Origin of the sequence: Bhargavaea massiliensis, from assembly GCF_018390575.1 — a bacterium.
Taxonomy (GTDB): Bacteria; Bacillota; Bacilli; order Bacillales_A; family Planococcaceae; genus Bhargavaea; species Bhargavaea massiliensis.
This window is the reverse complement of the sequence record NZ_JAHBCJ010000002.1, coordinates 59696-81074: the sequence shown is the minus strand read 5'-3', so window position 1 is coordinate 81074 and position 21379 is coordinate 59696. Positions and strand designations below refer to the sequence as shown.

The 21379-nt window shown below is 48.7% G+C and carries 13 protein-coding genes and 2 pseudogenes; 5 read left to right on the top strand and 10 right to left on the bottom strand.

Annotated elements, in window-relative coordinates; all coding sequences use genetic code 11:
* Positions 1-28: 28 nt before the first annotated feature.
* The gene (locus tag KHA84_RS03195) at positions 29-997 is read left to right on the top strand and encodes a proline dehydrogenase family protein (protein WP_213422084.1); all 969 of its coding nucleotides are present in this window, start codon (positions 29-31) and stop codon (positions 995-997) included.
* Positions 998-1053: 56 nt separating this feature from the next.
* On the opposite strand, the gene KHA84_RS03190 is transcribed toward KHA84_RS03195, so the two are convergent.
* Complete coding sequence (locus KHA84_RS03190) at positions 1054-2190, bottom strand: M20 family metallopeptidase (protein ID WP_213422083.1); 1137 nt, start codon at positions 2188-2190, stop codon at positions 1054-1056.
* A gap of 342 nt (positions 2191-2532) precedes the next feature.
* On the opposite strand from KHA84_RS03190, the gene sda reads away from it, so the two are divergent.
* On the top strand, positions 2533-2688 hold the full coding sequence (gene sda, locus KHA84_RS03185) for a sporulation histidine kinase inhibitor Sda (RefSeq protein ID WP_336511074.1): 156 nt from the start codon (positions 2533-2535) through the stop codon (positions 2686-2688).
* 88 nt (positions 2689-2776) lie between these two features.
* Here sda and hutI read toward each other — a convergent pair whose 3' ends face one another.
* From hutI to KHA84_RS03160, 5 genes are all read right to left on the bottom strand, one after another.
* A complete protein-coding gene (gene hutI / locus KHA84_RS03180; RefSeq protein ID WP_213422081.1) occupies positions 2777-4030 on the bottom strand; it encodes an imidazolonepropionase in 1254 nt (417 codons plus the stop codon).
* Positions 4027-5715 (bottom strand): urocanate hydratase, encoded by a 1689-nt coding sequence (hutU, locus tag KHA84_RS03175; RefSeq protein ID WP_236823099.1) that lies wholly within the window; start codon positions 5713-5715, stop codon positions 4027-4029. The genes hutI and hutU overlap by 4 nt, the downstream gene beginning before the upstream one ends.
* Positions 5716-5888: 173 nt before the next feature.
* Positions 5889-7907 carry a TRAP transporter permease gene (locus tag KHA84_RS03170; RefSeq protein ID WP_213422079.1) on the bottom strand — a complete coding sequence of 673 codons (2019 nt, stop codon included), beginning with the start codon at positions 7905-7907 and terminating at the stop codon, positions 5889-5891.
* Positions 7894-8370, bottom strand: coding sequence for a DUF1850 domain-containing protein (locus KHA84_RS03165; RefSeq protein WP_213422078.1), 477 nt, complete (start codon positions 8368-8370; stop codon positions 7894-7896). Before KHA84_RS03165 ends, KHA84_RS03170 begins: the two co-directional genes overlap by 14 nt.
* On the bottom strand, positions 8367-9362 hold the full coding sequence (locus KHA84_RS03160) for a TAXI family TRAP transporter solute-binding subunit (protein ID WP_213422077.1): 996 nt from the start codon (positions 9360-9362) through the stop codon (positions 8367-8369). The genes KHA84_RS03165 and KHA84_RS03160 overlap by 4 nt, the downstream gene beginning before the upstream one ends.
* Before the next feature lie 212 nt (positions 9363-9574).
* Between KHA84_RS03160 and KHA84_RS03155 the strand changes: the two genes are divergently transcribed.
* Entirely contained in the window at positions 9575-11260 is a 1686-nt protein-coding gene (locus tag KHA84_RS03155; protein ID WP_213422076.1) for a DUF2207 domain-containing protein, read from the top strand.
* A gap of 70 nt (positions 11261-11330) precedes the next feature.
* Here the strand turns inward: KHA84_RS03155 and KHA84_RS03150 are convergent, their stop codons facing one another.
* On the bottom strand, positions 11331-12395 hold the full coding sequence (locus KHA84_RS03150) for an acyltransferase family protein (RefSeq protein WP_213422075.1): 1065 nt from the start codon (positions 12393-12395) through the stop codon (positions 11331-11333).
* Positions 12396-12475: 80 nt separating this feature from the next.
* Positions 12476-12724 (bottom strand): LrgB family protein, encoded by a 249-nt coding sequence (locus KHA84_RS03145; protein ID WP_336511087.1) that lies wholly within the window; start codon positions 12722-12724, stop codon positions 12476-12478.
* Between the two features lie 1057 nt (positions 12725-13781).
* On the opposite strand from KHA84_RS03145, the gene KHA84_RS03140 reads away from it, so the two are divergent.
* Positions 13782-15323 carry a glycosyltransferase gene (locus KHA84_RS03140; protein ID WP_213422073.1) on the top strand — a complete coding sequence of 514 codons (1542 nt, stop codon included), beginning with the start codon at positions 13782-13784 and terminating at the stop codon, positions 15321-15323.
* An 855-nt stretch (positions 15324-16178) separates the two neighbouring features.
* Here KHA84_RS03140 and KHA84_RS15650 read toward each other — a convergent pair.
* A pseudogene (locus KHA84_RS15650) lies at positions 16179-16861 on the bottom strand (ATP-binding protein); the annotation flags it as partial.
* Positions 16862-17113: 252 nt separating this feature from the next.
* Between KHA84_RS15650 and KHA84_RS03130 the strand changes: the two are divergent.
* Positions 17114-18386: pseudogene (locus KHA84_RS03130) on the top strand (IS3 family transposase).
* A 425-nt stretch (positions 18387-18811) separates the two neighbouring features.
* On the opposite strand, the gene KHA84_RS03125 reads toward KHA84_RS03130, so the two are convergent.
* Positions 18812-20818: a CDP-glycerol glycerophosphotransferase family protein gene (locus KHA84_RS03125; RefSeq protein WP_213422072.1), complete on the bottom strand. Its 2007-nt coding sequence runs from the start codon at positions 20816-20818 to the stop codon at positions 18812-18814.
* Positions 20819-21379: the final 561 nt, after the last annotated feature.

Below are 21379 nucleotides of genomic sequence, written 5' to 3'. Positions count from 1 at the left end.
CTAATATTTATGGCAAGGAGCCGTTGACATGCTTAAAGAATTCTTTATCGGTCTTTCCCAGAACCAGTTCCTGAACGCAGCCGCTCAAAAATACGGCCTGAAGCTCGGCGCGCAAAGTGTCGTAGCCGGTACGGATATTCATGAAGCTATTGAAACAATAAAAGAATTAAACAAAAACGGGATCTCCGCTACTGTTGATAACCTCGGGGAGTTCGTCTATGACCGTGAAGAAGCAACCGCCGCCAAAAATCAGATCCTCAATGTCGTGGAAGCCATTCATGAGGCCGGCGTCGATGCCCATATCTCACTTAAAGCTTCCCAGCTCGGCCTGGACATTGATTACGACTTCGCCCTTTCAAACCTTCGCGAAATCGTTGCGGCGGCCGCAAAGTATGATATGTTCGTCAATATAGACATGGAAGACTATGCCCGTCTCCAACCATCGTTCGACATTCTGGACGAGCTCTCCAAGAACTACGGAAATGTCGGCACTGTCATCCAGGCGTATTTCCACCGTGCAGAAGATGACGTCCGCGACTACAAGGACTACCGCCTCCGGATCGTAAAGGGTGCTTACAAAGAGCCGGCAAGCGTCGCTTACACGGAAAAAGAAGAGATCGACCGCAACTTCATTAAACTCATTGAATACCATCTGCTTCATGGCAAATTCACTTCTATTGCCACCCATGACCATCACGTCATCGATCATGTGAAGAAATTCGCGGAAGAAAACCAAATTCCGCGGGACAAATTCGAGTTTCAGATGCTGTACGGTTTCCGCCGCGACATGCAGCTTGAACTTGCAAAAGAAGGATACCTGTTCACAACCTATGTGCCGTTCGGTAAAGACTGGTACGGCTACTTCATGCGCCGTCTCGCAGAACGCCCACAGAACCTGAACCTTGTTGCGAAGCAAGTATTCACACCAAAGACCAATGGCGTCATTGCCATCGCTGCAGGCGCATTCCTGCTCGGCCGCATGACGAAGCGCCGGTAAAACAAACGAAAAGGACCGCACATCCGGATTGTCATGGATGTGCGGTCCTTTCCTTATCATTGCTCCGAAAGACTGACGATAGTTTCGGCAAGCAGACGGCAGCGTGGAACGAACGAGTCGATTTCCAAATACTCGTCTTCACGGTGAGCGTTCCCTCCGATCGGGCCCATCCCGTCGATGGTCGGGATTCCTGCAGCGGAGGTATAGGATGCGTCCCCTCCTCCGCCTGTTGCGGTATCGGTCACGTCAATTCCAATTTCAGCACCAATTTCCCGGATCCGTTCAATCAGACGGGCTGTCCCTTCGGTCCTTTCCATCGGCGGGCGGTCGATGGCCCCCTCAACGGTGATGTTTGTTCCTTCCACATCCGGCACTGCGCAGATTTCCCGGATCTTGCGATCTAGCGGCTCTGCCTGCGACAGCTTCGTCGTGCGGATATCCACATACCCGACGGCCTCTGGCGTAACGACATTCACCGCGTCTCCCCCTTGGATGATGCCGACATTGACCGTGATGCCCTCATTATAGTCTGTGAGGGCATGGAGCTTGATGATCTTGTGGGCGAGCTCTTCCGTCGCACTGCGCCCCTTTTCCGGTTCGATGCCGGAGTGCGCGGCTATGCCGTGTACACGGATCGTGTAATCTCCACCGCCTTTGCGTGCGCTGACGAGCGAGCCGTCCTTGCGCGCGGGCTCCATAATAAGAGCGGCCTTTTTCCCTTCCGCATGGGCCTCGATCATCGGACGGCTCGTGATCGAACCGATCTCCTCGTCGCTTGTGAGAAGAATCTCGATATTATCCAGACCCGGGCGGCCGCTGTCCTGAATGGCCTGTACCGCGTACAGGAGCGAGACGAGGCTGGCCTTCATGTCGATGACTCCCGGCCCGAAAGCACGGCCATCCTTCACCGAAAACGGCCGCTCCGCCGCCGTTCCGTCCCGGAAGACGGTATCCATATGGGCGACGATGAGAATTTCGGGGTCCTTCGCATCGTTGTGCCGGATGATCAGGTGGTCTCCCTGGATCTCCTGGCTGACGGTCTGGACGTCAAATCCGAGATTGACATACGCTTCTTTCAAGATGCTTCCGACTTTGTCGATCCCTGCTTTGTTTCGTGAGCCGGAGTCAATATTGACTAGTTGCTCGAGCAGGCCGAGCATCTCGGTCTGCCGGCTGTTCAGGAATTGCTCCATAATGATCCACTCCATTCGCTGCCTGATTAATGGTTTCCTTTTCATTATACCGGTTCGGGCCATTCAATGAACCTGCTATTCTATGTAGCTGGAGGCCGAAAGATGATGCAGAAGGCAGAAAACTTTTCGACAAAATCCGACTTGTCCAGAATCTGTGGATAACTCTATGCACATCATCCACACCGAAGAACATACAATGAAGCATCATTCACACACTTTATCAACAAGTTATCCACCAGTTTTTGTGGATAAAGGAACAGTTGTTCCCGAATTATTTCTTTGGTACATTGTGAATGTGGGAAATGCGCCCCGCATCCACAAGGCTGTGATCATCCACCGGAGGTGAACAAGTTGGACAGACTTACAGACGATCAGCTTATTGACACCTATCTTACGGCGATTGCACACGGGCTCAATCCATGCTTCATCATGCTACTCGAGAGAGAAATCATGCGGCGTACTTTCGATCAGGAAAAGAAATTGTTGTGTCCTGCCTAAATAATCAAGCAGACGGTACCGGTGTAAAAGCAGTATCTGCTTTCCCGGCTGCCATCTGCTTTTTTGTTTTGGTCTCAGACAAGCTTGGTCAGATCACTTTTTCTCCCTTTTTCCAAACGGCGCCGACGTGGTTCACGCCGAACAGGTATTGGAGTTCCTGATAGTTTTTCACGTTCCACATGACGAGATCGGCCTGCTTGCCGGGCTCGATTGAACCCGCTTTGCCTTGCATTCCGATGGCATGCGCTGCGTTGATTGTCGCCGCGACGAGCGCTTCTGCCGGTGTCATCCTCATGGAAATGCAAGCCAGGTTCATGACAAGCGGCATCGAGGTTGTCGGGGAAGAACCGGGATTGCAGTCGGTCGAGATGGCGACAGGGACACCCGCGTCGATCATTTCCCTGCCCCGTGCTGCTTCTTCCCTCAAATACAGTGCAGTTGCCGGAAGCAGGCACGCGATCACGCCCGCTTCCCCCATCCGCCGGATCCCTTCGTCGGATGCTTTAAGCAGATGCTCCGCGGAGACGGCCCCGACTTCGGCGGCCAGCTCCGCCCCTCCATAAGGTTCGATTTCATCGGCATGGATTTTAGGTGCCAGACCGTGCAGCTTGCCTGCTTCCAGGATGCGCCGGGATTGTTCGGGCGTATAGACACCGACTTCGCAGAAAACATCATTAAAGACTGCGAGCTTTTCCGCTGCCACGGCCGGAATCATTTCGTCAGTGATCAGGCTGACGAAGTCATCCTCCCTGCCTTTGAATTCCGGCGGGACGGCATGGGCTCCCATGAAAGTCGGAATGATGTCAATCGGATGCTGTTCGTTCAGCTGTTTCATGACATTCAGCTGCTTAAGCTCGGTCTGGAGTTCCATCCCATAGCCGCTCTTTCCCTCGACCGTCGTCACCCCATGCCGGAGAAACGAATCAAGCCTGCGTTCCGCCTGCCGGTACAGCTCCTCCTCTGTCGATTCCCTCGTCAGCCGGGCGGTCGCATGAATGCCACCGCCCGCATTCATGATGTCCATATAGGACGCTCCTTCAAGCCGCATTTCAAACTCCTTTTCCCGGCTGCCTCCGTAAACGAAGTGCGTATGCGGATCGATCAGCCCCGGCGTCACGAGCCGGTCTTCCGCCTCGTAAACATCGGCGTCCTCCTCCCACTCTCCGAACTGGACCTCAAGCTCGGCAGTTGTGCCGACAGCTATGATTTTCCCATTTTCAATCCAGACGCTTCCGTCCTCGATCAGGCCGAGATCCGACATCTCTTCCCCTTTCCGCGGTCCCTTTCCGCCGGTGACGGTCACGAGCTGTGCTGCATGTTTGATCCAGAGAGGTCTTTTCACGACAGATCATCCTCCTTTTCGAGCATCGGGATATCGACGCCCATGTCCCGCGCTGTCCGGATGGCAAGCTCGTACCCTGCATCGGCGTGACGGGCGATGCCCATCCCCGGATCGGTCGTCAGTACCCGCTCCAGCCGCGCTTCCGCTTCCTTCGTTCCGTCGGCGACTATTACCATTCCCGCATGCTGAGAATACCCCATCCCGACGCCCCCGCCGTGATGGACAGATACCCAGGTCGCCCCGCCGACGGCATTGATGAGTGCATTTAGGATCGGCCAGTCGGACACCACATCAGAGCCGTCCTTCATCGCCTCCGTCTCGCGGTTCGGTGAAGCCACAGATCCTGAGTCCAGATGGTCGCGGCCGATGACGATCGGAGCTTTCAACTCACCAGATGCGACCATATCGTTAATGATTTTCCCGAAGCGGGCGCGCTCGCCGTAACCGAGCCAGCAAATCCGGGAAGGAAGGCCCTGGAACTCGATTTTCTCTCGGGCCATTCGGATCCAGTTGCAAAGGTGGACATTATCGCTAAACTCCCGCAGAATCACTTCATCCGTTTTCCGGATGTCTTCAGGATCGCCAGACAGCGCCACCCAGCGAAACGGACCCCTGCCCTCGCAGAACTGAGGACGGATATAGGCGGGGACGAATCCGGGGAAATCAAATGCCCGCCCGACGCCCTCATCTTTGGCCACCTGGCGGATGTTGTTTCCGTAATCGAACGTCACCGCTCCGCTGTCCATCATGCCGAGCATGGCGCGGACATGGCAGGCCATCGATGCTTTCGCTTTTTTCACGGCAAGTCCCGGGTCCGAAAGACGGAGCGAATGCGCTTCCTTTACTGTCATTCCGGACGGAACATAGCCATTCAGAGGGTCATGCGCGGAGGTCTGGTCAGTAAGAACGTCCGGAATGAATCCGTGTTTAAGCAACGCCGGAAGGACATCGGAAGCATTTCCGACCAGGCCGATGGAAAGTGCCTTGCCATTTTTCTTCGCTTCCTCCGCCAGGCGGATTGCCTCATCCGCAGAATCGGTCTTCGTGTCCAGGTAGCGGGTACGGATGCGTTTATCGATTCTGCTTTCATCCACTTCGACCGCGATACAGACTCCGCCTGCCATCGTGACGGCAAGAGGCTGCGCGCCGCCCATGCCGCCGAGGCCAGCCGTGAGCGTGATCGTACCTTTCAGTGAACCGCCGAAATGTTGGCGGGCCAGCTCTGCGAACGTCTCATACGTTCCCTGCACAATCCCCTGGGAACCGATATAGATCCAGCTTCCCGCAGTCATCTGCCCATACATCATGAGGCCCCTGCGGTCGAGTTCGTGGAACGTCTCCCAATCCGCGTAGGCCGGAACCAGGTTTGAGTTGGCGATGAGCACTCTCGGGGCATCTCTGTTTGTACGGAATACGGCCACCGGCTTTCCCGACTGGATCAGGAGTGTCTCGTCATTTTCCAGCCGTTTCAGCGCGGCAACGATTGCATCGAATGCTTCCCAATTTCGCGCCGCCTTGCCGATCCCCCCGTAGACGACCAGCCGGTCCGGATGCTCCGCAACATCCGGATGGAGATTGTTCATGAGCATTCGCAGCGCCGCTTCCTGCAGCCACCCCTTTGTATGAAGTTCTGTTCCTGTGTAGGACACGACCTTTTCCGCAGCCAAGTTTGTATGCGCTTTCAATTCCATCCCTCCCTTTTCCCCATTGTACAATGAACACGGGATAGGAACAGCCAGATTGGAAGAATGTTCAGCGCTTTAGTGAGGGAGCAAACGAAAAAATCCCCCGGAACCGTTATGCCCGGTCGGACAGACGGTTTCGGGGAACGCGGATCTGCAGGACTGATTTTCTATTATCAGGCTGTGGCCGGACTGCTTTCCCGCCGCTCTTTCAGGAAGTTTACAACGAAGATCGCACCTACGATCACGATGCCAATCACGTCAGAATAGGTTTCCGGGATGATCATCCCGATGGCCCCTGCCCCGAGCAGAATCCGGAAAACCAGATTCATATCTGTCCGGAAATAGCCCTCAATAGCGGCGCTTAAAGCGATGATCCCGATCACTGCTGTTGCCGTGATCAGCAGGATATCAACCGGCGCAGCCATCCCGAACTCCCTTGCATTTGTGGCAATGCCTTCCGTATCCAGCATCAGCATGGCCGGATTATAGACAAACAGATAAGGGATGAGGAAACCGGCCGAAGAAAGCTTCAGGGCATGGAAACCCGTCTTCATCGGATCTCCGCCGGAAATTCCGGCTCCCGCAAAGGCAGCCAGAGCCACAGGCGGTGTGATATTGGCAAAGATCCCGAAGTAGAACACGAACAGATGCGCAACGATGATCGGAATGTCGAATTCCGCAAGAGCCGGCGCCGCCATTGTCGCAGTGATGATATAAGCCGGAATCGACGGAAGCCCCATCCCGAGAACCATTGATGCAAGCATCGTGAAGAACAAGGTCAGGAACAGGGAACCCGCTCCGAGGCTTGCGATGGAGGAGGTCATGACATTTCCGAAACTTGTAAGGCTGACGACGCCGATGATGATTCCAACCACCGCACAGGCAACCATGACCGATAGCGACTGCCGGGCACCGCTGTCAAGCGCGGCAAGAATATCTCTGAAGCCCATCCGGGTCTCTTTGCGGATCGCCGCGATAATGACGGTCGCAACGATGGTATAAATCGCCGTCTGGCCGACCGGGACTCCCCGGTACAGCAGGAAGATGAGGATCAGGATCGGCAGCAGCAAGTGCCCTCTTTCCTTCAGCACTTCTTTCACGCGTGGCAGGTCAGCCTTTGGAATTCCCTTCAGCCCCCTGCGGCCCGCACGGAAGTGGACCTGCATGATGACGCCCAGGAAGTAAAGGAGAGCCGGGATCAGTGCGGCTAGGGCAATGGTTCCGTACTCAACACCGGTGGTTTCGGCCATGATGAATGCGCTGGCACCCATGATCGGAGGCAGGATCTGACCGCCGACAGACGCGCTCGCTTCCACCGCTCCGGCGAAGTTCTTCGAGTAGCCGATTTTCTTCATCATCGGAATGGTAAATGCACCGGTTCCGACGACGTTCGCCACGGCTGCACCGTTGATGCTGCCCATGAAGCCGCTGGAGATGACGGCGACTTTCGCCGGCCCGCCCTGTTTGTGGCCCGCGAGAGCGAGCGCCAGGTCATTAAACAACTGTCCCATCCCGGATTTGGCCAGGAAGGCGCCGAACAGGATGAACAGGAAGATGAAATTCACGGAAGCACCGATGGCCGTCGAGTAAAGCCCCTCCGTCTTCAGGTAAAGTTGACCGAAGATGTCGCCCAGATCAAACGGCCGCGTCGCCATGCTGATCGGTACCCATGGCATATGGCTGAAGAATGGATAAGCAAGGAAAGTCAGTGCCAGCACAGGCAGTATCCAGCCGGTTACCCGGCGTGCCGCCTCCAGAACAAGCAGGACCGTCACGATGGCCATTACAATGTCTGCCGTGTTCGGGATTCCGCCCCTCGTCGTCACAATGGCCGTGTATTGCGAAATCAGATAGCCGGCCGTTGCAATGGCCCCGATGAACAGCAGCCAGTCCAGCCAGGGAACCCGGCTGCGGCTCTGCTTTTTGGTCATCGGGTAAAGCAGAAAGATGAGCCCGACCCCGACTGCCACGTGTACCGCGCGCTGCTGCAGCGCCGGTATCGGATTAAACGTCGTGTACAGGTGAAAGACCGAATACATAATGGCGACAATCGTAATAAACAGCACAACCGTCCGTTTGCTGATTTTCCGTGTTCTGGAATCTGCATCAAATTTCTCAAGCAGCGCTTCTTGCTTTTGTTCATCCAGAAACTCCGTTTCCGCAGCAATTCCTTTTTTCTCAGTTTCGCTCAAGTTGGGCACCTCCGATCAGCCGCCAAAGCGGCACCTGTTGATGTGTGATTCTGACCGTCCACCGTTCCCCTCCGGGATCATAAAGCGGACGGTCGCCTTTGTTCGTGTATAAGGTCGTCCGGACATCGGCAGATGTTGAAATAGTCAGTTCTCCGATTTCCTGTTCGAGGGCCATATGGACGAAACCATCATCCGACGGAATGATTTTCCCATCCGATGGAACGCCTGCCCCGAATGTCTTAAACCGGGTTTCTGTGAGATAGAGCTTCCCGTCACGCACTTCATAGGTTTCAAACCACGGCTCTTTTTCCACCGAGTGGATCCAGCCGACTTCAAACCGGCCGACGGGAATATCTTCTTGCCAGCCATCTGTAGTGACACGGATGGCGGAAACGCGTATTGAAAGAGAAAGAAGGAGCATAACGACCGCTATGCCCCCGAAGATGAAGCTTTTGGATTTCATTGCTCATCATAGTACTTTTGCGCTCCCGGATGGACAGGTGCGACCATGCCTTCCTGTGCCCCCTCCAGAGAAATGTCGGAAGCCGCCTGGTGGGAGTTTTCAAGTGATTCCAGGCTGTCGAAGAATTCCTGCGTCAGTTTATAGACGTCGTCTTCCGAGAGCTCGGACGATACGACAAGGGCGTTCATGATGGCTGCAGTCGGAACGGCTTCTTCATTGCCGTATGTATCCGCCGGGATTTCCATAGAGATGAAATATGGCTGTTCTTCTGCGATCTCTTCCACTTTTGCCGGATCGACGGAGACCATGCTCAGATCCAGGCTCTTCGACAGTTCGAGAACAGAGGAATTCGGAAGGCCGCTCGTCAGGAATGCCGCATCAATCTGTCCGGAACGAAGGCCGTCAGCCGCCTCGGCATAGCCAAGGTAGTCGACTTCAATATCGTCGTAGGTGATTCCGTGCCCTTCCAGCAAGTTGCGGGCATTCACTTCGACACCCGAGTTCTGGTCGCCTACCGCAACCCGCTTGCCCTTCAGGTCATCCACCGTTTTGATGCCCGAGTCCGCCGTCGTCACAATCTGAACAAAGTTCGGATAGAGCGCGGCAATTTGCTGGACCTGGTCGACCGGTTCGCTGAAGTTGCCGGTGCCGTCCACCGCTTCCGTGAGGACATCACTCATCACAAATGCCATCTCAACTTTGCCTTCCTTGATCAGGTTGATATTTTCAACTGAAGCGCCCGTTGTCTGTGGCTTTGAGTTGACGCCGTACGCGTCTGAATACTCGCTTGCCAGCGTGGTGCCAATGATGTTGTAAGGGCCGGATGCACCGCCGGTGGCAATGGTCACGATCCGTGTATCAAGACTTTCCGAATCTCCCCCGCCTTCTCCTTCTCCCCCGGCAGAACCGCCGTCGTCACCGCCGCATGCAGCAAGCACCATTGCACTCAACATGGTGCCTGCCGCGAGTGCTGCCCATTTTTTCTTCTTCATACAAAATCCCCCTTTTGGTTAGCCGTTCTTTCGAACTATTGATTGAAGCCATTATAGCAATAGAAAGAAAGCGCAAACAAGTCGAACAGCAAAGAACCTTCAGATTAGATAAATATTCATGAAAAATCCAACTGCAATTCAGCAGCGCATGAAACCAGGCCACTGCCTGTTCCGTATAAACAGATAACCGAATTGAAACGGAGGCGGTCGTGATGACCAGACTGTACAGAACCTTCCTGACGGCGACGCTTCTGCTGTTCCTGTTTCCGGCGGCCGCATTGGCTGTTGACTTCGAAATTACGGACAGCAGGATCGAAGCCATAGCAGACAAAAATGGAACGGTCAGCGTGACCGAATACCACACTTATCAATTTGATGGTGATTTTAATGGGGTGACCCGGATGCTCGTCCCCAAAGAGGGCACCGACATCTCCGGATTCAGCGCATTCGAGGATGGACAGCCGCTCCGCATTGAGAAAGACGGGGATGTGTACAAAGTATTTCGAGGAGGCAAAGACGAAACTATAACGGTTGAACTCCGGTATGCAATTGAAGATGCAGTGACCCTATACGAGGACGGAGCAGAATTCTACTGGCCATTTTTTGACGACCGCAATGAATCGGATTACGGCAGCATGACGATCACCGTCGAACCGCCGGAACCGTCTTCAGGAACGGAGCTGATCGGCTACGATGAGGCTGCGGGTATCGGATCAGCCGAGCCGGATGGCACAGCCCGGTTTAACATGGGCCATGTCGACTCGGGGGAAAATGGCGATATCCGTGTGGTCTTCGATGCCTCCCTGTTCCCTTCCCTGAATCCCGTTCCCGGAACAATCCGCGACACGATTGCCGCTGAACGGACACGGCTTGCCGAGGAACAGAAAGCTGCGGAAGCACGAAACCGGAATGCTGTTCTGGCCGGGAATATCGTCATTCCCGCAGCCTTCCTGCTCCTCCTCGGTGTCTTCTGGAGAGAATGGAACCTCTCGCGCAGAAAATCTGCGGAAGCACGACGTGAAGCAGATGCTTCCGGCTTCATGACGCCTAAAGAGATCATTAGCATGCCGGCTGCCATGCAATTCATGTCCCCTGCCATTGACACCGGACCGGAACGCCTTTCTGCCGCGCTTCTCGACCTCATCCGGAAGGGACAGGTGGTGCAAGTATCCGAAACCCGGTTCGAGGAGACAGACAAGGCGCCGGAACATCAGCATGAAGAAATATTCCGCTCTTTCCTTTTCGACAGCTTTGGTGACGGCACCGGAGGCTTCGACCTGGAAGAACTCAAAAGACGGACCGAAGATGATAAGGAGGCCGGAGAGTACAGCAATCGTGTAGCGGAATGGAGCGGCACCGTTTCGCGTGAGCTCAAAGAAGCCGGTCTGAAAGAATCCCGTCCCGGCATCTCCTTCCTTCTCGCCCTCACCGGCAGCATCCTCGCCGGCACAGCCATCTACTTTGGCATCAGGGAGGCCTGGATCCATCTGGCCGTTGCCATCCCGCTTGCACTGGCCGCACTGGTCGGAGCCGCGTTCTACCGGCCGCTCAGTGAAAAAGGGCATCTGCTTCGTGAACAGTGGCAGACCTTTACCGGACAGTTCAAGAATGCGGGAGCCGATGAATGGACATCCATGTCGCGCGAAGACCGGCTGAGGGGATACATTTATGCCATCGGCACGAAAAACAAAGACATCGACCTGCAGTTTGCCCGATTCGCGGACACACGGCAGCCTGCCTCTGATATGTCGCCGGCCGTAATTGTTTATGACCCGCTGATTATGAATCGCTCCTTTGCCGTGGCAGGTGAGCATGCTGCCTATTCGAGCTCCGCAACCTACTCATCCAGCTCGGGTGGAGGAACCGGAGGCGGTGGTGGCGGTTCGGGGGCATTCTGAGTTTTTATTATGACTATACGGACAACAGCGCCGTCCCGGTGTGCCGGGACGGCGCTGTTCCGTCTTTTGTTCACTTTACAGGCTGGTCCAGAATTTTAATTCTCCCAGTAAACGGCTTTGTTAATCGGGACTCATAAAAAAGCATTGCCCAGCCGATAGAAGTTGCCACACCCAAGAAAGTCAAAATGATGATATGGGACCAAACATCATTAGCCACTGTCTGTGTGAGTTGGCTTAAATAAGGAAGCGTCAGCTGATGTGTCAGGTATATAAAGAAAGAAAAATGGCTTAACTTAATCAGTGTTTGGTTAGGGTTTTTAATCATTCTCAATAAAACCAATGCAATGATAAAGACAGATAATGCAAATATGAGCATGTCATACCGGTCACTTTTTACAGATACAAAGACCCTGTTCATGACCTTATTCATAATCATGAGATATGAAACAATAACACCGATGACCGGGATATAGAAATGCTTTGCGAAAAAGTTAATTACTTTTTCATAATCCCGTCCAATATAGAAAGCTACTACAAAATAAAATAACCAACCGATAAAGAGGGTCCGATCCCAAAAAGGATAAACTTGATCAATGAATATACGGAAGTCCTTATTACCTGCATGAACATACAGGTACGTAAATGACAAGATAAAGGAAATTAGAATCGGGGGTAAAGGATGAGTTTTCTTCAAGAAGCGCCATAGCAAAATATGCAATATATAAAATTGGAAGATGACCAAAACAAAGAACCCGTGCCAGTGCCCAAGCACAACTGTTTCCCAGGCGCGCTGGAAAAAGACAGACCATTCGCCTTCTGAGTGCATGTAGCTCCTGATCAACCCAATTAAAATATATGGAATCATAATATATTTGACGCGTTTTAATAGAAACCCTTTCCTTACTCCATCAGGATAATTCTTTGAAATAAGGACCTCGGATATCATTACAAAAACGGGCGTCGCCCAAAGGAGTGTGAAACGAAAATAGGTTATGAATTGCTCTTGACCAAAGAGAGAAGGGTCATATGTTCGGATATAATCAGTGATTGAATGGGTGAGTACAACTGCTATACAAGCAATTGCACGCAACAAATTAATTTCGTTGAGTTGCCTGTTCGTTTTTAACTTAATCATAATAAAATAAATATAACATCATTATATCTAATTTTAATTTCCAATTTGAGTAAATTTGTCCGTGTTATTCTCTTGATTCCTCAACTGAAAAAGACCGTACAAACAATCGTAATCAGAATCGCCATCAGGATATAGGCAACGGTACTGACAGAGCCTTCCCTGTCACTCGTCTCAAAAAGTTTCGCAGTGCCGAAGCCGTGTGACGCGATGCCGATGCTGAGACCCCGTGCGACCGGATGGCGAATGCCCAGCTTATTCAGAATCGGAATGCCGAACACCGCGCCGCCGATGCCGGCAATCATAACATAGACGACGCTGAGCGTCGGAATGCCTTATACCATTTTGGAAAACTGGATCGCAATCGGTGTCGTGGCGTTTTTCGGATTGGTCTTAGTGGCCTGTTGCGTGTGCCCCGAGCCGAGTAAGTGATGGCTGTATTCATCGCGTCCCCTTCTTGCTGACGGAACGCTCAATAGCCCAGGCGGTCAGCGCAATTGTAAGGGTGTACTTAAAAGCAACGTCACGAACGAAATCGCATTCCACGTCCTAAACAGATCCAGTTACTGAATGATGTCGACCGTTGACGGGATAAAACACAGCTTGAAAACGCGGATTAGTAACTGTGTTCCTTCTACATGCCGGTTGAATGGCATTTTTTCAAAAAGGTAAAACAGGGAAATTAGAGCAAGCTGGAGCAGTTTCTCTTGGGTCATCTCCCAGTCAAGACAACGCTGACGAAAAGACCGTTTTGGTGCATGGGCTGAGCCTCTTCCGGTACAATCAAGTCAAAACCACGAATGGAGAAATAATCATTGGAGCTGAAACCGACCGGCAGGCGCGTCAAACCATGAGGTCGAGCAAAAGGCTTGGCCCATTACCAATAAATTTGCACGAGAAGGTCTTGTGAGCGTCCAACAGCCGCAATGTCCGTGAAGAGGAAAAGAGAAGGCAGTCGAATTCAGGTCAAGCTACGATCAATTCGGGGAAGGTTACGCCTTCCTAGACGTCATGAGCAAGAACGTTTATTATGAAAGAAACTTCTGGATGCCTCCGACGAGTCGTACCGCAAGGGTATGGACATTCCGGCGGCCGCCCTGGCGGATGAAACTATAACAGGGAAGAATCGAGCGTAGCACAAGAAAACAGGGAATCTGGGTGAGCAGACCTCTACTCGCCTGTTCGTCAAAGAGTCCTGTGTCCACCTATGGAGTGCTTGGGTAGCAGGACAGCGCCGGCGGGACTGCCATCGAAAGGAAATTTGGCGACACAAATACACCTACAGACCCAGCATTACCTAGCAAGCCATAAGGAAACGGGCAAGACGGCCATTGCCCTCCAGTTCTTTTTGGTATGGAGGACTCAATAAATTTATGAGAGGTTGATTTGATGAAAAAGCAAAGCTTATTTGTTCTAACAAACTCCTTGGATGTTAATCGTGGCGGCTTAACCAAAGCTGTATTAGCCCAAACAAAAGCCCTCTCAGAGATGGGGTACGATACCTATCTTCTTACGTTTAATTTCAATACAAGATATGAAAAGATAAAAGACGAATTAATAAGCCTTGGATTGTTAGGGAAGAATGTCAAGGTGTTAAACCTATACGAGTCACTGCTAGGATTTGAGAAGAAGAATAAGAGAAAGAAAGAGCCCAAAAGAACTGGGTATCTAGACAAGCGTAAAGGACACAATGCTTTTAGAGAATACGAGAATGGGCTGTATGTACGCTACAGAGCATATCATGATAATGGCTCTTTAAACTTTATTGATTATTTTAATGAAAATAGATACCGAACAAAGAGAGAAGTTTATGACTCTCATTACAATATAAGAAGAGTAACTTTCATGGATTACACAACGAACAAGCCTCGACAGATAATATATTATGACAACAGAGGGAAGGCATATTTATCAAAGTGGATTAATCCAGAGACAGAAAAGGCAACAAGGGTAAATTGGTTAAACAAGGCTGGCGGCATCAAGGCTACCTACCCAAACGATGATGCCTTAAAAGTGAAATGGATACAGCGTGTCATTGATAAATTTGAAAGACCTATACTAATATCAGATTCTCGTGCAACAGATCCACTTATGCTCAGCGTAAAGAATAATCAAGCAGTGAAAATATGGAGACTACATAGCAATCACTTACTTGCCCCATTTGAAATTGACTCTGATACTCCACCAGGACTCAAGCCTTGTATAGAGAAAATGGACAGTCTGGATGGCATTCTTGTTCTTACGAATCATCAAAAGCAGGATATGGAGTCTAGGTTTGGTAAAAAAGACAATATTTCTGTAGTCCCTCACTCTTATGAAACAAAGATAAGTAATGAGGAACTCAAGGAGATAGCCCGAAATAAGGATATCAAGTCTGCTGTTGTAGTCTCGAGACTTTCTGGAATAAAAAACATTCCCCATATCATAAAGGCTTTTGACAAAGTAGTGAAGCATGTTCCAGATGCAAAACTTGATATTTGGGGAGAAGGTAACCAAGAGGAAAACCTTAAGAATCTGATCGATACTCTTGGTCTAAATGACAACATAACCCTGAATGGATATACAAAGAAACCTAATGATAAATATCAAAAAGCTCTGTTTAGTATTCTAACATCAAAAACAGAGGGCTTTGGCTTGTCTATACTCGAAAGCATGGCTAACGCTACACCTGTAATAAGCTATGATATTAGATATGGTGCAAGAGAGATGATTGATAATGAAGTAAATGGGTTCCTTATTGAGAAAAATAATATAGAAGAGCTAGCCAATAAGATGATTGAAATGTTCAATGATCCAGCCAGAGCAATCAAGATGGGGCAAACTGCGTATCACAAAATTGATAGCAAGTTCAACAAAGAGGTTTACGCAAAGAACTGGAAGCATGCAATATCTAATGCGATCGAGAATAAATTGAATAAGACAAAACAATAGAAACTACGCTTGAACACACCCACACTTGCTGATGCAGAAGTTTAAACTGTAGACTTGAATTATTTTTTGTTTCGTTTGAGTAAGTCTGACATCTTCAAAAATATTTGCTTTATAAGTTCTGCCTCCAAAATACCTACTTCTAGTTTTACTGTTAGAATCTATTTTTTTGGGGGCAGAGTATACAAAGCTGGAGGCACCTTAAGAGTGGAACGACCGGGCAAACTTTACCGTTTGGCAGGCTGCATAATCCGACGGATGAGAACCGCATCTAACGGCGCTTTGTTTGATCTCACCTCAATCTTAAACAAAGAAGAGGTTCCGGAATTGCTTAGAGGTCATCCAGAAATTCATTTTAGTAGAATGGGAAACTAACTAACCCTGTCCCCCCACCCCACCGTACGTCAGATTGATGATGCAAAAGTTCATAACGTGCATCACAAATCCTTGGGATTCCAAGAGGAGTTTCCGAGGGTTCTGTGCGTTATTGGATTTTTAGAAATGCTCCAATACCCTTTTCGAGTGCTTCCCTATCCATAGCCCTTCTATGGTGAAATGCCTAAACGAATCAGTGCACATTGAAACTACGGTGTTTCTAGTATCAAGGTGTAAACGATAAACTGAAAGTAACAAATTCGAAAAATAGGATAGAGCCCAATTTTCAAAAACCCCTTCAGTATACTGAATTTAGTAGACGAAATGAAGAAAATAGAACTGTATTCAAGATGGAAGACTTTGAGGAAATATGAGTCTCACAGAGATGTATTATTAAAAGATTTTGATAATTCTGTTGGTTATTTACTGGTGTAACCGTCAAGTAGAAAGGTACACAAATTAGGATGTTACCACTTTCACAAATTAGGATGGAGCCACCGTATCTGAAAACAAGGTCTTGCGATGCTTCATTCGGAGGCTGTCATCATGCTCACTGAATGAGATGACCTCACTGCGGTGAAGCAGGCGGTCAAGAATGGCGGCGGTGAGCGTCTGGTCGCCCAAAAGCGCCCCCATTCATTCGGCCCTTTGTTCGACGTAAGGATAAAGCCGTGTGGTCATAGCGCTCATAGATGAACTGGAAGAACAGGTTGGCCTCCTTGGAATCGATGGACATATACATGACGTAATCGATGATGACGAGCTCTGAGTCGATGATCCGCTTGTATCTCGTCCGGGACTTGCTCGCATATTCACGGGTCTTGAGGATATGTACCAACTCGGCCATCGAGACGAAGGCCACCTGGCGGCCGTCTTCGATCGCATGGATGCCCAGGCCGACCGCAAGATGGGTCTTGCCGGCCCCGGGTGGACCCATGAGGATGAGCGTGAAGTGGTTGTCAATCCATGTCAGCTCCTTCAGGAGCTTGAACGCCGAGATCATACTCCTAAAGCGTCCGGTGATACGGGAAATTGGCCCACTTCATGAATCGCTCAATATTCTTCTTTTCACGGGCCCCCAGCTCGTGAGAAAGGACTTGGTGAATGAACTCATGGTAGGTCCAATTTTCGGATTCCGCGCTCCGCAGAAGCTCTGGCAGCCATTTTCATCACTGACAACGAGCCCTTTTTCTTCAGGGATCCGGTGCATGGCGATTGGTGGCGCCTCCGGCTTTAACCGGATCAGGAGGGTTCCAAGCGGGAACTTCAGAAGGGATCTTCCGTAAGTGCGGCTTTTCGAGGGCGTGCACTGAACTGAACCCCGAACTACGGACACTTTAAAAAAGTCCCGGTTCGGGGTTTTTGCGTGGTCAAAAACTCCGCTATACTGGACACAAAGTTGAACGGAGGAGATTTTGATGAGCCGCCAACCGATTAATGAATCCATTCGCCGACTTCTCGAGGGCAATCCTAACGTCCTTCATGTGACGGATAAGACCATACAATACTTGCCTGAATTCAAGCTGTCGGCCGTGAAGGCTTATCAGGAAGGTAAGACGCCATATGAAATCTTCCTGGAGGCAGGGTTGGATCCCAGGCAGATCGGGACGGATATACCGAAACAATCGCTAAAGCGATGGAGGAAATCGTATGACACCCTTGGTGAGGAAGGACTGTTGTCCGAGCGTCGGGGCCGCGGAAGCACTGGCCGGCCGGTAACACGGAATCTGTCTGCGGAAGAACAGCTGAAAAAGGCACAGGCTAAGATCAAGTATCTGGAGGCTGAACTGGAATTGTCAAAAAAGCTAGAGGCAGCCGAGAGGAGGCTGAAGAAGTAAGGCTTAGACCGGGAGAAAAATATGCATTGATTCATGAAGTAATCCGAACGTATGGACTCCAAAGGGCGATCTCCTATCTATGCAGGGTCGCGGGAGTCCGCCGGCAGGGTTACTGTGAATGGCTGATCCGCCGTGAATCACGTGACCTCCTTGCGGAGGCGGATTATGAGGATACCCTTCTACTGATTGAAATCCAGGAAGGGAAGAAAGGGAAAGCAGGATACCGCACCCTACATATGATTTTGAGGAATGAATATGGCGTAGTCATGAACCACAAGAAAATTCTGCGCCTCACTGGCCTCTTCAACTTCATGCAAGAATCCGGAGAGCCCATCCTTACAGGAAGATGGCGAAGGCGACACAGGAACACCGTACGGTGTCTAATCACCTGAATCGTGAGTTCCAACAGGATGAGCCAGCCTACCTGTCCACGATAAAGGATGTGGCGACCAATGAAATCCTCGTCCATGAACTGACAACCAGCCTTTCCATGCCAATTGTCTACCGGACGCTGGACAAGCTTGAAGAAGCTCTTGGAGAGAATCTTCATCCGGAAATCATCCTTCATTCAGACCAAGGATTCCACTACACCCATCCTGAGTATCAGAAACACCTCAAGGACCTGAACATCAAACAATCAATGTCCCGAAAGGGAAATTGTTGAGACAATGCACCGATGGAATCCTTCTTCGGTCATATGAAAGATGAAATTGACTACAGGCAATGCCCAACCTTCGATGAGCTCAAACTACTGGTCGATGAATATATTTACGAGTACAACAACCACCGATATCAATGGAATCTAAAAAGGATGACTCCGGCACTATACCGGAGTCATCTCATCGCCGCATAAGCAGGGTCTTTTATTAAACTGTCCGCTTTAAAGGGTTCGGTTCGATGTCTGGCAGGACTACCTCGATCATACAGAGTCCATTCGGCTCACCTCGGAAACAAAGAAACTATGCAAGGCGGAAAGAGACCGAGAGCGCGGTTTCGGAGATGCCAAGGAGAAGTGTGTCATGCGATGGACAACCCTTTGCGGGAAGAAAAAATACCATTCATGCGATACTTACTTTTGCTTTGAATTTGGAGAGATTGGCCTGCTGACCTAGGAGTCACCAGAACGTCCTAATGGCCAGTCATCCCAAGGGGTTTATGGGAAAAATATGCGAAAATATACATAAAAACAGACCCAAAAAGATTTCTTTTGGGTCCGTTTTGCCTACAGTCTGGAGTGAGGATAATGTCCTCACCCCACGCTTTGACGAGGTGTCCTTTTTAATCGTTCAGCAAATTATTATCGAATATTGCTCTCACTACACGCTCTGTTGCATTACCATCTTCCCATGAAACGAAGTGTTGACGGAATTCCTCTCTCTTCATTATTTCTTCAGAGGTTTCATTCTCACTGTTCACAATTGAACTCACCAATTCGTCCATTGTCGTGCAGATTGGTCCTGGCACATGTTGCTCTATATCAAAATAAAAACCTCGAAGCTTATCACGATATTTTTCAATATCATACATATAAAAAAGCATGGGTTTATTTAAAATTGAGTAGTCAAAGTAAACCGACGAGTAATCGGTAATCAAGATATCAGCAACCAAGTATAGATCTCTGATGTCTGGGTAGTCAGACATATTGTATGCAAATCCTTCTGTGCCTTGTAATTCCACCTTGTCTGCAACAAGGTAATGCATTCTTAACAAAACAATGTATTCATCACCGAATTCTTTCTTCATCCGCGATAAGTCCATCTCGTTTACAGTCTTATATTGGCCTTTTGCTATATATTGATCATCTCGCCAAGTCGGAGCATAAAGTATTACCTTCTTGTTCAGAGGAATACCTACTCTTTCCTTAATTGATTGGATATACTTTAAGTTATTATTTTTAATAAGAAAATCGTTTCTCGGATATCCGGTTTCCAATAGTTCTCCTTTATACTTGAATGCTCGTCTAAAGGTTTCGCTAGAAAATTGGTTTGGAGAAACTAGGTAGTTCCATTTTCTTGCTTCATTAACGAAGTTGCGGTGGTATTGATTCGTTGTGGTGTCAGGCATATGTACCTCTTCAATGTCAACGCCTAACTTTTTCAACGGCGTTCCGTGCCATGTTTGGAGATAAATAGTATTCGGGTCTTTCCTTATCCATAAAGGAAGTCGGGAATTAACAACCCAGTACTTTGCTTTTGGAAATAAGAATAACCACTTTAGAGAGAAACGGGTTGCATACTCAACCTGCCCTTTAAATTGGTCTATGTATCTCCTGTCTGCACTCCAAACCATCCTATAATTCGGATAGTATTCCTTCATATATTCGTAAATAGCTCTCGGACTATCACTGAGTTGGCGTCCATTAAATGACTCAAAGATGATTAATTTTTCATTCTTCTTCTTCTTCGTCCGTCGATTAAAGATCTTCTTATATATCTTCCAAAAGCGTTCCTCAAACTTTTCCCTTCTCAAACGAACAGTCAATGGATGTATTGGCAATGATTGATTGCCGGCATAAAATACATGTTTTCCAGAAGAGTCCACTTCAATGTCACTCTTCGGGATTCTATAAAAGCCAAAACGTTTAAGAAACTTAATTCTCCTAAAAGGTCTGACAAACTTGGCTGAAGAATTTTCCGCATCTTCAGATAGGTATAAATACTCGTACTTACCAAAGGCCCGGTAACCACGATGCGTTAGCTTTCCATAAATATAATAGTGTTTATTTAATTTTAAAACCTTTAACTTTTTTTCAAATCTAATTGCTTTCGCAATATTATTCTTCACAATGAAAATTCCATTTGATCGGAGGAATAGGAAATATCGAATATCATTCACTGTATAAATTCCTACAATGTTTTTTGTTGGTAAATATTTTAACGCACCTTTATCAAACACTTTTCTTGGTGTAGCAGATTTTAATTTACTTAAATCAATGATTTTTTCATAAGCAGTTTTTTTGATTTTTATAGACAAAGAATTTAGCCCGCCTGTTTCTGTAACGAGACGGTCAACCTCAAATTCTTTTTTTAGACTTACCTTTCCAATAATTAATTGTTTATCTGAAAAACGGTGAGAGACTATAATTTTAAAGTCTCGATAAGAAATTTCTTTAATAATATACGAATCACTTTCTCCTGCTACTTGTCTCTCTGGATAAATATAATCTACATAGACTGTATTAAATGATTCATCCAAAACATTATCAATCTTCAAAGAAAAATTGTCCGGTCCATGTAATATAAAATCAGTTCCATTTAGTTTAATATTAAAATCATTCACATTCATGTGTGACCATCACCTAACAGAATATTTTTAAAGATACAAGCAAATTAAATTTAAATGAATTATACTTAATGAGACAATACCTTTAGAATCATCGCACCAGTACTATGAAAGTCGAATTGCTCGCCATATTTTCCGAACATAGGTCCTACAATTTTCTTGTTTTCACAGCTAAAAGAAGCAATTAGCATCTCACACCGTTCATTTTCACTACCGTTTAAATAATCCGATAGTAAAGCTTCTGTCTCCTCCTCGCCTCTCTCCTGCAGGGGCGTCAACTCTTTCTGTTGGTTCTGTTACCGCAAGAACTCTTCTGTGTTTTAATCTTTTGTATTTAAACAAGCACAGCAAGTTTAATAATTTTCAGCGCTGCCACAAGTAACTTCCTGTTGCTTTGCATCTCAACTCGTAAACTGATGAGCGCCTAGCTAAATAAATATTCCCGAATTGCTCTTTCAATTATCAATAAAATTTATACACTTAAACTTCCGAAGCTATGTATATTACAAGGATAATTCCTCTTAAGAAGCAGACCGTCCTAAATATAATTCATCGAGTCAATTT

Coding starts and splice junctions, on each gene's coding strand:
- KHA84_RS03195 (WP_213422084.1), top strand. CDS start 29: ATGCTTAAAGAATTCTTTATCGGTCTTTCCCAGAACCAGTTCCTGAAC.
- KHA84_RS03190 (WP_213422083.1), bottom strand. CDS start 2,190: ATGGAGCAATTCCTGAACAGCCGGCAGACCGAGATGCTCGGCCTGCTC.
- KHA84_RS03165 (WP_213422078.1), bottom strand. CDS start 8,370: ATGAAATCCAAAAGCTTCATCTTCGGGGGCATAGCGGTCGTTATGCTC.
- KHA84_RS03160 (WP_213422077.1), bottom strand. CDS start 9,362: ATGAAGAAGAAAAAATGGGCAGCACTCGCGGCAGGCACCATGTTGAGT.
- KHA84_RS03155 (WP_213422076.1), top strand. CDS start 9,575: ATGACCAGACTGTACAGAACCTTCCTGACGGCGACGCTTCTGCTGTTC.
- KHA84_RS03150 (WP_213422075.1), bottom strand. CDS start 12,395: ATGATTAAGTTAAAAACGAACAGGCAACTCAACGAAATTAATTTGTTG.
- KHA84_RS03140 (WP_213422073.1), top strand. CDS start 13,782: ATGAAAAAGCAAAGCTTATTTGTTCTAACAAACTCCTTGGATGTTAAT.
- KHA84_RS03125 (WP_213422072.1), bottom strand. CDS start 20,818: ATGAATGTGAATGATTTTAATATTAAACTAAATGGAACTGATTTTATA.